At 70.1% G+C, this 12338-nt stretch carries 11 protein-coding genes and 1 pseudogene; 6 read left to right on the forward strand and 6 right to left on the reverse strand.

Annotated features, from left to right (window positions below; genetic code table 11):
• The first annotated feature begins 52 nt into the window (after nt 1-52).
• The 5 genes from AB0M62_RS08750 to AB0M62_RS08770 all read left to right on the forward strand — a co-directional run bounded on the left by AB0M62_RS08750 (nt 53) and on the right by AB0M62_RS08770 (nt 5849).
• The gene (locus AB0M62_RS08750) at nt 53-820 is read left to right on the forward strand and encodes an IclR family transcriptional regulator (RefSeq protein ID WP_366073399.1); all 768 of its coding nucleotides are present in this window, start codon (nt 53-55) and stop codon (nt 818-820) included.
• 232 nt (nt 821-1052) lie between these two features.
• Nucleotides 1053-1841 (forward strand): MIP/aquaporin family protein, encoded by a 789-nt coding sequence (locus AB0M62_RS08755; RefSeq protein ID WP_366073400.1) that lies wholly within the window; start codon nt 1053-1055, stop codon nt 1839-1841.
• 32 nt (nt 1842-1873) lie between these two features.
• Nucleotides 1874-3430, forward strand: coding sequence for a glycerol kinase GlpK (gene glpK / locus AB0M62_RS08760; protein WP_366073401.1), 1557 nt, complete (start codon nt 1874-1876; stop codon nt 3428-3430).
• Between the two features lie 2 nt (nt 3431-3432).
• Nucleotides 3433-5055, forward strand: a complete 1623-nt coding sequence (locus tag AB0M62_RS08765; protein ID WP_366073402.1) for a glycerol-3-phosphate dehydrogenase/oxidase — start codon at nt 3433-3435, stop codon at nt 5053-5055.
• 122 nt (nt 5056-5177) lie between these two features.
• Nucleotides 5178-5849 (forward strand): FadR/GntR family transcriptional regulator, encoded by a 672-nt coding sequence (locus AB0M62_RS08770; RefSeq protein WP_366073403.1) that lies wholly within the window; start codon nt 5178-5180, stop codon nt 5847-5849.
• Here the strand turns inward: AB0M62_RS08770 and AB0M62_RS08775 are convergent.
• Nucleotides 5846-6694 (reverse strand): amidohydrolase family protein, encoded by an 849-nt coding sequence (locus AB0M62_RS08775; protein WP_366073404.1) that lies wholly within the window; start codon nt 6692-6694, stop codon nt 5846-5848. The genes AB0M62_RS08770 and AB0M62_RS08775 overlap by 4 nt on opposite strands.
• Nucleotides 6695-7185: 491 nt before the next feature.
• On the opposite strand from AB0M62_RS08775, the gene AB0M62_RS08780 reads away from it, so the two are divergent.
• Complete coding sequence (locus AB0M62_RS08780; RefSeq protein ID WP_366073405.1) at nt 7186-8214, forward strand: PAC2 family protein; 1029 nt, start codon at nt 7186-7188, stop codon at nt 8212-8214.
• A gap of 37 nt (nt 8215-8251) precedes the next feature.
• Here AB0M62_RS08780 and AB0M62_RS08785 read toward each other — a convergent pair.
• The 5 genes and pseudogenes from AB0M62_RS08785 to AB0M62_RS08805 form a co-directional block, all read right to left on the reverse strand.
• Nucleotides 8252-8596 (reverse strand): annotated as a pseudogene (locus tag AB0M62_RS08785) (superoxide dismutase); the annotation flags it as partial.
• Nucleotides 8597-8700: 104 nt separating this feature from the next.
• Nucleotides 8701-9930: a cysteine--1-D-myo-inosityl 2-amino-2-deoxy-alpha-D-glucopyranoside ligase gene (gene mshC, locus AB0M62_RS08790; protein WP_366073406.1), complete on the reverse strand. Its 1230-nt coding sequence runs from the start codon at nt 9928-9930 to the stop codon at nt 8701-8703.
• Nucleotides 9931-10097: 167 nt separating this feature from the next.
• Entirely contained in the window at nt 10098-10973 is an 876-nt protein-coding gene (locus AB0M62_RS08795) for an SCO1664 family protein (protein ID WP_366073407.1), read from the reverse strand.
• Complete coding sequence (locus AB0M62_RS08800) at nt 10937-11527, reverse strand: DUF3090 domain-containing protein (RefSeq protein ID WP_366073408.1); 591 nt, start codon at nt 11525-11527, stop codon at nt 10937-10939. The genes AB0M62_RS08795 and AB0M62_RS08800 overlap by 37 nt, the downstream gene beginning before the upstream one ends.
• A gap of 106 nt (nt 11528-11633) precedes the next feature.
• The gene (locus AB0M62_RS08805) at nt 11634-12326 is read right to left on the reverse strand and encodes a histidine phosphatase family protein (protein ID WP_366073409.1); all 693 of its coding nucleotides are present in this window, start codon (nt 12324-12326) and stop codon (nt 11634-11636) included.
• Between the last annotated feature and the right edge of the window lie 12 nt (nt 12327-12338).

Consider the following 12338-nt stretch of genomic DNA (forward strand, 5'->3'; position numbering starts at 1 on the left):
GGCATCGACCGATACTGTTCAGCATTGTCGAACTGAGTGGAGGGGCTGCGCAATGGCACGGAACATCCAGTCGCTCGAGCGGGCGGCTGCGATGCTGCGGCTGCTCGCCGGCGGCGAGCGGCGGCTGGGACTGTCGGACGTGGCTTCTTCGCTGGGCCTGGCCAAAGGCACCGCGCACGGCATTCTGCGCACCCTGCAGGCCGAGGGTTTCGTCGAGCAGGACCCGGCTTCCGGCCGCTACCAGCTGGGCGCGGAACTGCTGCGGCTCGGCAACAGCTACCTGGACGTCCACGAACTGCGGGCGCGCGCCCTCGTGTGGACCGACGACCTGGCGAGGTCCAGCGGTGAGAGCGTCTACGTCGGGGTGCTGCACCAGCAGGGCGTGCTGATCATGCACCACGTGTTCCGGCCCGACGACAGCCGTCAGGTCCTGGAGGTCGGGGCCATGCAGCCGCTGCACTCCACCGCCCTGGGCAAGGTCCTGTCCGCATACGACCCGGTGGCCCACAGCGAGGTCCTCGAGAACGACCGCGCGGCCTTCACGCCCCGGACCGTCACCGCCCTGGAGGACTTCGAGTCGGTGCTCGACCTGACCCGGGCCCGTGGGTGGGCGGCCGATGTCGAGGAGACGTGGGACGGCGTGGCCTCGGTGGCCGCCCCCATCCACGACCGGCGCCGGATGCCGGTGGGCGCGATCGCCGTGTCGGGCGCCGTCGAGCGGGTCTGCAACGGCGACGGCGAGCTGCGGTCCGAACTGGTCGCGGCGGTCCGGGACTGCGCCCGCGCCGTCTCCCGGGACCTGGGCGCCGGTCGCTTCTGACGCTCCGGCCGAGCGGACGGTAACGATACGACTTTCGGCCATCGATCTCTTGACGCGCTGTTAACCGGGGCGAAAAACTGCCGTTCATCGGTCGGCAATGCCGAACACCTACCGGCAATACGCGCTAAGGTGTGGCAACGCCAAAGGCCGGTTAACGCACTCACCGAGTGCGCGGACCACCGGAGGGACCCGGGGTTCGCCTTCCCCTGGACGAAGGACAAAGGAGTCGCGGGTGTCCAGCTCCGACATCTTCATCGGCGAGATCATTGGTACCGCCGTACTCATCCTGCTCGGCGGCGGCGTGGTCGCCGCCGTCGTACTCAAGCGCTCGAAGGCTCAGAACGCCGGCTGGCTCGCGATCACCTTCGGGTGGGGCTTCGCGGTGCTGACGGCCGTCTACATGACGGGCACGCTCTCCGGTGCTCACCTCAACCCCGCGGTCACCGTCGGTATCGCGATCAAGGACGGGGACTGGGGCAACGTCCCGGTGTACTTCGCGGGTCAGATGATCGGCGCCATGATCGGCGCCTTCCTGGTCTGGATCGCGTACTACGGACAGTTCCAGGCCCACCTCACGGACCCGGAGATCCTGGCCGTAAAGACCGGCGACGAGGGCCTGGTCGACCATGCCGCGGCGCCGAAGGCCGGACATGTGCTCGGCGTCTTCTCCACCGGTCCCGAGATCCGGAACGTGGCCCAGAACCTGGCCACGGAGATCCTCGGCACCCTCGTACTCGTGCTCGCGGTCCTGACACAGGGCCTCAACGACAGCGGCAAGGGTCTCGGTACCCTCGGCGCGCTGATCACCGCGCTCGTGGTCGTCGGTATCGGCCTCTCGCTCGGCGGCCCGACCGGATACGCCATCAACCCGGCCCGTGACCTGGGCCCGCGCATTGTGCACGCCCTGCTGCCGCTGCCCAACAAGGGCGGATCGGACTGGGGCTACGCCTGGATCCCTGTCGTCGGCCCGCTGATCGGCGGAGCCCTCGCAGCTGGTATCTACAAGCTCGCGTTCGCCTAAGCCGCCCCTCCCAGACTTCGCAGGAGTAATCCGTGACCGACGCTCACACCCCCGGCACCCACTCCCACGGCACCGGCCCGTTCATTGCCGCGATCGACCAGGGCACCACCTCCAGCCGCTGCATCGTCTTCGACCGCGACGGGCGCATCGTCGCCGTCGACCAGAAGGAGCACGAGCAGATCTTCCCCAAGCCCGGCTGGGTGGAGCACGACGCCGCCGAGATCTGGACGAACGTCCAGGAGGTCGTCGACAGCGCGGTGGCCAAGGCCGGCCTCACCGCCGCCGACGTCAAGGCGATCGGCATCACCAACCAGCGTGAGACCACGCTGCTCTGGGACAAGAACACGGGCGAGCCGGTGCACAACGCCATCGTCTGGCAGGACACCCGGACCGACGCCCTCTGCAAGGAACTCGGCCGCAACGTCGGCCAGGACCGCTTCCGCCGGGAGACGGGTCTTCCGCTCGCGTCCTACTTCGCCGGCCCGAAGATCCGCTGGATGCTCGACAACGTCGAGGGCCTGCGTGAGCGCGCCGAGCGCGGCGAGATCCTCTTCGGCACCATGGACTCCTGGGTCATCTGGAACCTGACCGGTGGTGTCGACGGCGGTGTGCACGTCACCGACGTCACCAACGCCTCGCGCACCATGCTGATGAACCTGCACACCATGGAGTGGGACGAGAAGATCCTCCAGTCGATGGACGTACCCGCCGCGGTGCTTCCGGAGATCCGTTCGTCCGCCGAGGTGTACGGGCACGCCAAGAGCGGCGCCCTCGCCGGGGTCCCGGTCGCATCGGCGCTCGGTGACCAGCAGGCGGCCCTCTTCGGCCAGACCTGTTTCGCCGAGGGCGAGGCCAAGTCCACGTACGGTACCGGCACGTTCATGCTCATGAACACCGGCAGTGAGCCCGTGAACTCCTACAACGGCCTGCTGACGACCGTCGGTTACCGGATCGGCGACGAGGCGCCCGTATACGCCCTCGAAGGCTCGATCGCCATCACCGGAGCGCTCGTCCAGTGGATGCGCGACCAGATGGGCCTGATCAACAGCGCCGCGGAGATCGAGACGCTGGCGTCCTCCGTCGAGGACAACGGCGGCGCGTACTTCGTGCCCGCCTTCTCCGGCCTCTTCGCTCCGTACTGGCGTTCCGACGCCCGCGGCGTGATCGCGGGCCTGACCCGGTACGTCACCAAGGCGCACATCGCCCGTGCCGTACTCGAAGCCACCGCCTGGCAGACGCGCGAAATTACGGACGCCATGACGAAGGACTCCGGTGTCGAGCTGACGGCACTCAAGGTCGACGGCGGAATGACCTCCAACAACCTGCTGATGCAGACGCTCTCGAACTTCCTGGACGCACCCGTGGTGCGCCCGATGGTCGCCGAGACCACCTGCCTCGGCGCTGCCTACGCCGCCGGCCTGGCCGTCGGCTTCTGGCCGGACACCGACGCGTTGCGCGCCAACTGGCGCCGGGCCGCCGAGTGGACCCCCCGCATGGAGGCGGACCAGCGGGACCGCGAGTACAAGAACTGGCTCAAGGCCGTGGAGCGTTCCATGGGCTGGCTCGACGAGGAAACTGACGAGGAGTAAAGATGAGCACCCTGCAGAGCGTCCCGGCCCTCGGGACGCACCCGACTGCCGGTTCACGTATGGCATCTCATGTGGCGGGCCGGGCCGAGACCAGAGAGCTACTGGCCAAGGCCACGTACGACCTGCTGGTGATCGGCGGCGGCATCCTGGGCACTTCGGTGGCCTGGCATGCGGCGCAGTCGGGGCTGCGGGTGGCAATGGTGGACGCCGGCGACTTCGCCGGCGCCACCTCCTCCGCCTCCTCCAAGCTGGTCCACGGGGGCTTGCGCTACCTGCAGACCGGCGCGGTGAAGCTCGTGGCGGAGAACCACCACGAGCGGCGTGTACTGGCCAAGGACGTCGCCCCGCACCTGGTCAACCCGCTCACCTTCTACCTGCCGGTCTACAAGGGCGGCCCGGTGGGTGCCGCCAAGCTGGGCGCCGGCGTCTTCGCCTACTCGGCGCTGTCCGCCTTCGGTGACGGCGTCGGCAAGGTCATATCGCCCGCCAAGGCCGTGGCCAACAACCCCGGTCTGCGGACGGACAACCTCAAGGCCGTCGCGGTCTACTACGACCACCAGATGAACGACTCGCGGGTCGCCGTCATGACGGTCCGCGCGGCCGTCGAGTCCGGTGCGGTCGTGCTGAACCACGCCGAGGTCACCGGGCTGCGCATGACGCACGGCCGGGTCTCGGGCGCGGAGCTCAAGGACCGGCTCGACGGCACCGAGTTCGGCGTGAACGCGCGCGTCGTGCTCAATGCGACGGGCCCGTGGGTCGACCACCTGCGGCGCATGGAGGACAAGCACTCCATGCCGTCCATCCGCCTCTCCAAGGGCGCGCACATCGTGATGAAGCGCAAGTCGCCGTGGAGGGCCGCCATGGCCACCCCGATCGACAAGTACCGCATCACGTTCGCCCTGCCGTGGGAGGACCAGCTGCTGCTCGGTACGACCGACGAGAGGTACGAGGGCGACCCGGCGGACGTGCGGGCCACCGAGTCCGACATCCAGCAGATCCTCGACGAGGCCGCGTTCTCCGTACAGGGCGCGGACCTGGACCCGTCCCTGATGACGTACGCCTTCGCCGGCCTGCGGGTGCTGCCCGGCGGCCCCGGGGGCGTGGAGAAGGCAAAGCGGGAAACGGTCGTCTCCGAAGGCCGCGGCGGCATGTTGTCCGTCGCGGGCGGCAAGTGGACGACGTACCGGCACATCGGCCGGGTGGTCATGGACAAGCTGGCGAAGCTGCCGGGCAGCCCGCTGACGGAGGACATGGAGCCGATGTCATCTCTGGTACGTCGGGTCCCGCTGCCCGGGGTCGCCAACCCCAACGCCGTCGCCCACCGGCTGCTGGTGGACCAGGAGCCGGGTTCCCGGATGGACCCGCTGACCGCACGCCACCTCGCTTCCCACTACGGCTCGCTCTCGTTCGACATCGCGCGCATGGTGAACGAGGATCCGGCCCTCGGCGAGCGGATCCACGAGGACGGTCCGGAGATCTGGGCGCAGGTCGTGTACGCCCGGGACAACGAGTGGGCCGAGACGGTGGACGATGTGCTGCGCCGCCGTACGACGCTGACGATCCGCGGTCTCGACACCGAGGACGTCCGCGCCCGGGTCCAGGACATGCTGAGCCGTAAGGCCTGACACGGAAAATTACGAGGGGCGGTCCGTACCGGCGGACCGCCCCTCGGCCATGTCCCGTCATAATGGAGCGATACATCGGATGTCTGGCCGAGGGTGGCCGGACACAACGAGGAGGTCGCGCCATGGCCGTCACCGACGAAGCGATCGAGAGGATCAAGGGCATGATCGTCTCGGGCGCGCTGCGCCCCGGTGACCGGCTCCCCAAGGAGAGCGAACTCGCCGCCGACCTGGGCCTCTCCCGCAACTCCCTGCGCGAGGCGGTACGCGCGCTGTCGCTGATCCGCATTCTCGATGTACGCCAGGGCGACGGCACCTATGTCACCAGCCTGGACCCGCAGTTGCTCCTGGAGGCGCTGAGCTTCGTGGTGGAATTCCACCGCGACGACACCGCGCTGGAATTCCTCGCGGTACGGCGGATCCTGGAACCGGCCGCCATCGCGATGGCCGCCTCGAGGATCACTGATGCCGAACTGGACCGGCTGACCGCCCAGTTGGACGCGCTCGGCCCACAGCAGTCGGCCGAGGAACTGGCCGCCGCCGATCTGGAGTTCCACCGGGGCATCGTGCGGGCGGCGGGCAATTCCGTACTGTGCTCCCTGCTGGACGGGCTGTCCGCGCCGGTTACTCGGGGCCATGTCCGGCGCGGGCCCACCGAGGAGGACGCGGTGAGCCGCACGCTGCACGAGCACCGGGCAATCCTCACCGCCCTCCGCGACCGGGACGCGGAGGCGGCCCGGTCCTGGGCGACCGTGCACATCGCAGGCGTGGAGCAGCGGCTGCGCTCGACGCTTTAGCGGGTGTTCAGGCCGTACACGCGCGCGGCGGTGTCACCGAACACCGCCGCCCGTTCCAGGACGGTCAGGTGGGTGGTGGCCTGTTCCACAAGCGCCAGCACTTCCCGGTAGTCGGCCGCGAGTGTGCACACCGGCCAGTCGGACCCGAAGAGCACTCGGTGCGGGCCGAAGGCGTCGAGTACGTGGCGGGCGTAGGGCAGCACTTCCTGCGGCCGCCACTTCTCCCAGTCCGCCTCGGTGACCAGTCCGGACAGTTTGCAGCTCACGTGCGGCTCACCGGCCAGCTCGGTGATGGCGTCCGCCCAGGGCTGCCACCGCCGCTGCGCCACGGCCGGCTTCGCCGCGTGGTCGAGGACGAAGGCCAGCTGAGGTACCTCCCGTACCACCTCGATCGCGGCCGGGAGCTCGCGCGGGGTGACGAGCAGGTCGTAGACCAGGCCCGCGTCCGCCACCGCGGCAAGGCCCCGGCGAACCTCGGGCCGCACGAGCCAGAGCGGGTCCGGCTCGTCCCGGACCTGGTGGCGGATGCCGCGCAGCCTTTCGCCGCCTGGGCCGGACCGCAGCTCCGCCAGTACGGCGGGCAGCCCCGGGTCGGTGAGGTCGGCCCATCCGACGACGGCGCCGATCCAGCCGGCCCCGTCGGCGGTGGCGAGGAGCTCGCGGGTCTCGTCGTAGGAGGCGCTCGTCTGGACGGCGACGCTCATGTCGACGCCGTGCGCGGTCAGTTCCGGTTGGAGGTCGGCCGGAGTGAAGGTGCGGCGCAAGGGGTCCGCCCATGAACCGTCCATCCACGACTGGGGGCGGCGAGACAGGTCCCAGAGGTGGTGGTGGGCGTCGATGCGCATGACTCACTCTCCCAGCGGCAGGGGTACATCACGGTCGAGTAGCCCGCGCGTGACCAGCTCATGCCAGAGTTGGGCCGGCATTCCGCGAGCGCGCACCGGGGCGACAGACGCCCCGGTTCCGCCGGGCGACGATGACGACCACCCGTCGCGGAACTGGTTCCGGAGTGGGGGCACACCCCCCAGCGTCATCACGTCGACCACCGATTGCAAGCACGACATGGGCGGCGGAATGCTCGGGTCCGGGCAACAGGAGGCAAGGACATCGGATCTTTTGTCGTCACCCGGTCTATGGCGATGAACCGGGACACGAGTCCAGGGCCCGGGGCGGTCCGCGCGCCGACAGCTCGGACGAATGCGATGAGCCCGGGAGGCAGCCCCGACCGCTGCCGGCCCCCGCGCGACGTCACCCGCCGTACGGGGGACTGCGATCAGGGCACCCGCAAGCCGTAGGCTTGGCCCGTACACAAGAGAACTTCGGAAGGAGGCACTGGGTGATCGAGCTCGAGGGGGTTCCCGAGCTGATCGACCCGGTCATGGTGGCCGCGTTCGAGGGCTGGAACGACGCCGGCGACGCCGCCTCCACCGCGGTCGCACACCTGGACCGGGAGTGGAAGGGCGAGGTGTTCGCGGCGCTCGACGCCGAGGACTACTACGACTTCCAGGTCAACCGGCCCACTGTGTGGCTGGACGGCGGGGTACGGAAGATCACCTGGCCCACCACCCGGCTCTCCGTGGTCCGCGTCGGCGGGGACAAGCCCCGCGACCTCGTCCTGGTCCGCGGCATCGAGCCGTCCATGAGATGGCGCTCGTTCTGCAACGAGATCCTCGGATTCGCCCACGAGCTGGGCGTCGAGATGGTGGTGATCCTGGGCGCCCTGCTCGGTGACACCCCGCACACCCGCCCGGTACCTGTCAGCGGAGTGACCTCCGACCCCGACCTCGCACGGACGATGGATCTGGAGGAGACCCGGTACGAGGGGCCGACCGGCATCGTCGGCATCCTTCAGGAGGCCTGTACGCACGCGGGTGTGCCGGCGGTGAGCCTGTGGGCCGCGGTGCCGCACTACGTGTCGCAGCCGCCCAACCCCAAGGCCACACTCGCCCTCCTCAACCGCCTGGAGGACCTCATCGATCTGCGCATCCCCCTGGGCGAACTGCCCGAGGACGCGCGGGCCTGGCAACTCGGTGTGGACCAACTGGCCGCCGAGGACAGCGAGGTGGCGGAGTACGTCCAGACGCTGGAGGAGGCGCGGGACACTGCGGAGCTGCCGGAGGCGACCGGTGAGGCCATCGCCCGGGAGTTCGAGCGCTATCTGCGGCGGCGGGACGGTGGCCCCGGTCCTGGCCAGTCCGCCGGCGGACACGCCACGGAGGGCGGCGACGCTTCGTACCTCCGCGACACCTCGAGCGGGCGGACCCGACCGCCCAGGCCGCCGCGCGCGGAGCGTGAGGAGCGCGGGGAGAAGCCGGGCAGCGCCGAGAGCGATGACAGCGGGCCCGGGGACGCCGAGGAGGAGTAGACCCGCGGCAGTGGGGGCGATGCCGGACGCATCACCCCTACTGCTGTGACAGCCGCTGTAACGCCCTGGGGACGGACACCACGTCGTACTCGGTGTCCGGCTTCGGCTCCACGTCGAAGCGCGCATTGGGCAGATAGATGCGGTCGCGCCAGGCAGCGGCGGTGGTGGGGATCCTGAAGCGCTCCGGGTCGGTGATCCGGGTGATCGCCGTACCCCGGCTCCCCGCGTCGTCGAGCCGCAGCACGTCCATGGCGTTCTGCTGCTGAACGACGTACATGGTCCGGCCCAGCAGCAACAGCCCGTCGCCGTTGGGAAGTCGGGTGCCGCCCAGGTCGACCCGAAGGGCGACACCGGTCCGGGGATCGCGGTGAAGTCCGGGCCCTGGACCCCGGGAAGCAACTGCAACTGCCGCCGCTCCGAACGGAACCGCCCCCCGGACTCACGGTCCGGGGGGCGGTTGTGAACAGGAGAGTGACGAGGAGGCGGCTACAGGGCCACGCCAAGGAGGGCGTCGACGGCGCGTGACACCACGCCGGGTGCCCCCTCGTCCGTACCGCCCTCGGACTGCTGAAGCGCGGCCCAGCGGTCGACCGCCGCGAGCGCGGCCGGGGCGTCCAGGTCGTTCGCCAGCGCCTCACGGATGTCCTCGACGAGCGCGTCTGCGGACGGTCCGTCGGGGCGCGAGACGGCGGCGCGCCACCGGCCCAGCCGCTCGACGGCAGTGTCGAGCACGTCGTCCGTCCACTCCCAGTCGGCGCGGTAGTGGTGCGCGAGGAGGGTCAGGCGGATCGCGGCCGGGTCGACGCCGTCGCGGCGCAGCTTGGAGACGAAGACCAGGTTGCCCTTGGACTTCGACATCTTCTCGCCGTTGAGCGCGACCATGCCGGCATGTACGTAGGCCTGGGCGAAGGGGAATTCACCGGTGAGCACCTGGGCGTGCGAAGCGCCCATCTCGTGATGAGGGAAGGCGAGGTCGGAGCCGCCGCCCTGCACGTCGAAACCCATGCCGAGGTGGTCGAGGGCGATGGCCACGCACTCGATGTGCCAGCCGGGCCGGCCCCGGCCCAGACTCCCCCCGTCCCAGCTCGGCTCGCCCTCACGGGCGGTCATCCAGAGCATCGGATCGAGCGGGTTCTTCTTGCCCGGGCGGTCCGGGTCTCCGCCGCGCTCCGCGGACAGCAGCCGCATCGCCTCGGCGTCCAGATTGGACACCGCGCCGAAGTGGGCGTCCGACTCGACGGAGAAGTACACGTCCCCGTCGAGCTCGTAGGCGGCGCCCGCGTCGCGAAGCCGCTCGACGAGCGGCACGATTCCCGGTATCGCCTCCACCGCGCCGATGTAGTGCTGCGGCGGAAGCATCCGCAGGGCGGTCATGTCCTCGCGGAACAGTGCCGTCTCGCGCTCCGCGAGCTCGGTCCAGTCGTGCCCGTCGCGGATGGCCCGCTCGAGCAATGGGTCGTCGACGTCCGTCACGTTCTGGACGTAGTGAACCTGCCGCTTGGTGTCGAGCCACACGCGCTGAACGAGGTCGAACGCGTTGTAGGTCGCCGCGTGACCCATGTGGGTCGCGTCGTACGGCGTGATGCCGCAGACGTAGATACGGGCGACGGGACCGGGGGCGAGGGTGATCGCCCCTTGGGTCGCGGTGTCGTGGATCCGGAGGTCGCGGCCCTTGCCGGGCAGGGCGGGAACCTCAGAAGCGGGCCAGGCATACATGCCTATGAGCCTAACCGGGCGGAAGTTCCGTACACGAACCGGATCTGCGCTCTTGGCGTGATCGGCGCTCTTGACTTTCAAGCCCCGATGCGCCTCTGGCCAGGGCTTCTTCCGGACCGGGTCCGATCGACCGTGCCGGGCGTCGTGGGCACGAGCCGGAAAGGAGCCTACACCGGGGGCCAGGGGATCGAGGGCCACTGGCCGGAGGGTTCCCGGTGCCGCCCAGTGGTACGCAGCTCCGCCACACGCTCGCGTACCGCGTCCAGTTCCGCCACGGTGATCAGCTCGGCCAGTCGGGTGGCCAGCGGGGCGCCTTCGGCCAGTGCGCTGTCCAGCCGGCCCAGCACTTCGACCGCCTCCGGCGTCAGCGGCTCTCCCGCCCAGCCCCACAGCAGCGTGCGCAGCTTGTCCTCGACGTTGAACGACACTCCGTGGTCGATGCCGTAGAGCCGTCCCCCGACGGCCGGCAGAAGATGCCCGCCCTTGCGGTCGCCGTTGTTGATCACGGCATCGAGGACGGCCATCCGCCGAAGCCGGTCGTCGTCGGCGTGCACCAGCAGCGCCGTGCGTCCCTCGCCCACCTCGGCGAAGGCAATCGCCTTCCAGCCCGCTCCGGGCTCGTCGGCCTCGACGAGGCTCAGCAGCGGCGCGGCCTCGGCGTCCGCCTCGATCCACAACTGGCACATGCCTTCGCCGTAGGGCCCGTCACGCAGCACGGTGGGCGGGATCAGCCCCCATCCGGTGGTCTCGGAGAGTTCGTAGGCGGCCAGCTCGCGCCGGGCGAGGTTGCCGTCGGGGAAGTCCCACAGCGGTCGCTCACCGGCGACGGGCTTGTAGACGCAGGTGACCTGCCGGCCCTCGTACTCGGCCACACAGAAAAGCGCCGCGTTCGACGCCTCGCGGATCCGGCCGCGCACCGTGAGTTCGCCCTTGCCGAGCACAGTGAGCACAGAGGGAACCGGGGGCACCTCGGATCCGGTGAGCACAATGACCTCGTCCGCCGCACTCATGCTCCGCGACGGTATCCGTTCTGGCGGGGGCATACGTGTCCCTCCGGATCGAGCGGCAGGCTGCACAGGGGGCACGGTGGCCGGCCGGCGTTCACGACGTCTAGGGCCCGCTTGGCGAAAGCGCGGGCCTGGACGCCGCTCAGCCGCACCCGCAGCATGGGCGGTCCGTTCTCCTCGTCCTGGAGCAGCCGCTCCTCGGCCTCCGCGAGGTCCTCCTCGGAGTCGGCGTCCAGTTCCACCAGAGCCTGCGCCTCGACGATCATGCGCTGTTCGTCGCCGTCCCAGGCGAGCGCCATGGTGCCGACCCGGAACTCCTCCTCGACGGGAGCGTCCAGAGGCGCTGTGTCCGCGACCTCGGTAGGGGCGACGGCCGGTACCGGTGCGCTGCCGCCGGTGCGGCGTACCACTTCGTCGAGCAGCTCGTCGATGCGCTCGGCCAGCGCGGCAACCTGGGTCTTCTCCAGGGCGACGCTCGTTACGCGCGTCCCGGACGAGGCCTGCAGGAAGAACGTACGGCGCCCAGGCAGCCCGACCGTACCGGCCACGAAGCGGTCCGGGGGGTCGTAGAGGAACACCTGACGGGACACGTCCAGTCTCCAGGGGGTTCGGCGTTGGGGATCTACATCGACTGCGTCAGCCGCCGGCCCGTGACTGCACCGGCGTTCGGCCCGTCCACCCTACTGCGCCCGGCGATCACGCCGCGCCTGCGCCGCCCCCGACCACCGCTTCCCCGCCGTTGGCGGTCTCGCGCTGCGCCGGGGCAAGGGCGGCGAGGTCTCCAGTGTCCCCGAGCCGTACGACAAAAGGCCTGAGCCGGGTGTAGCGGATCGCCGTGACCGAGCAGGGTTCCACGGAGATGCGCTGGAACAGATCGAGATGCATGCCGAGCGCGTCGGCCACCAGGGACTTGATGATGTCGCCGTGCGAGCACATCAGATAGGCGGCGTCCTCGCCGTGCTCCTCACCGATCCGCTCGTTCCAGTCCCGTACGGCGTCGACGGCGCGTGCCTGCATGGCGCGCATGGACTCACCCCCGGGAAAGACGGCGGCCGAGGGGTGCTGCTGCACCACGGTCATCAGCGGCTCGTCGGCGAGCTCGGCGAGCTTGCGTCCGGACCAGTCGCCGTAGTGGCACTCACCGATGCGCTCGTCGGTGTGCAGGGGCAGTTCCGGACGTGCGTCGAGCAGCGGCTGCAGCGTTTCCCGGCAGCGCTGGAGCGGGCTGGTGACGGCCGCGGCCAGCGGCACCGCGGCGAGCCGGCCGGGCAGAGCGGCGGCCTGGGCGGCGCCGCTCTCGTCCAGGGCGACACCCGGCGTCCAGCCGGCGAGCAGCCCCGCGGTGTTGGCGGTCGAACGTCCGTGCCGTACGAGGATCAGCGTTGCCATGGCCGCCAGCCT

This window comes from Streptomyces sp. NPDC051219, from assembly GCF_040682335.1.
Classification (GTDB): Bacteria; Actinomycetota; Actinomycetes; order Streptomycetales; family Streptomycetaceae; genus Streptomyces.

Bases quoted from the DNA above. Each gene is read 5' to 3' on its own strand.
- AB0M62_RS08750 (WP_366073399.1), top strand. From the start codon at position 53: ATGGCACGGAACATCCAGTCGCTCGAGCGGGCGGCTGCGATGCTGCGG.
- AB0M62_RS08775 (WP_366073404.1), bottom strand. From the start codon at position 6,694: ATGCGCATCGACGCCCACCACCACCTCTGGGACCTGTCTCGCCGCCCC.
- AB0M62_RS08795 (WP_366073407.1), bottom strand. From the start codon at position 10,973: ATGCCCCCGCCAGAACGGATACCGTCGCGGAGCATGAGTGCGGCGGAC.
- mshC (WP_366073406.1), bottom strand. From the start codon at position 9,930: ATGTATGCCTGGCCCGCTTCTGAGGTTCCCGCCCTGCCCGGCAAGGGC.
- AB0M62_RS08770 (WP_366073403.1), top strand. From the start codon at position 5,178: ATGGCCGTCACCGACGAAGCGATCGAGAGGATCAAGGGCATGATCGTC.
- AB0M62_RS08805 (WP_366073409.1), bottom strand. From the start codon at position 12,326: ATGGCAACGCTGATCCTCGTACGGCACGGACGTTCGACCGCCAACACC.
- AB0M62_RS08765 (WP_366073402.1), top strand. From the start codon at position 3,433: ATGAGCACCCTGCAGAGCGTCCCGGCCCTCGGGACGCACCCGACTGCC.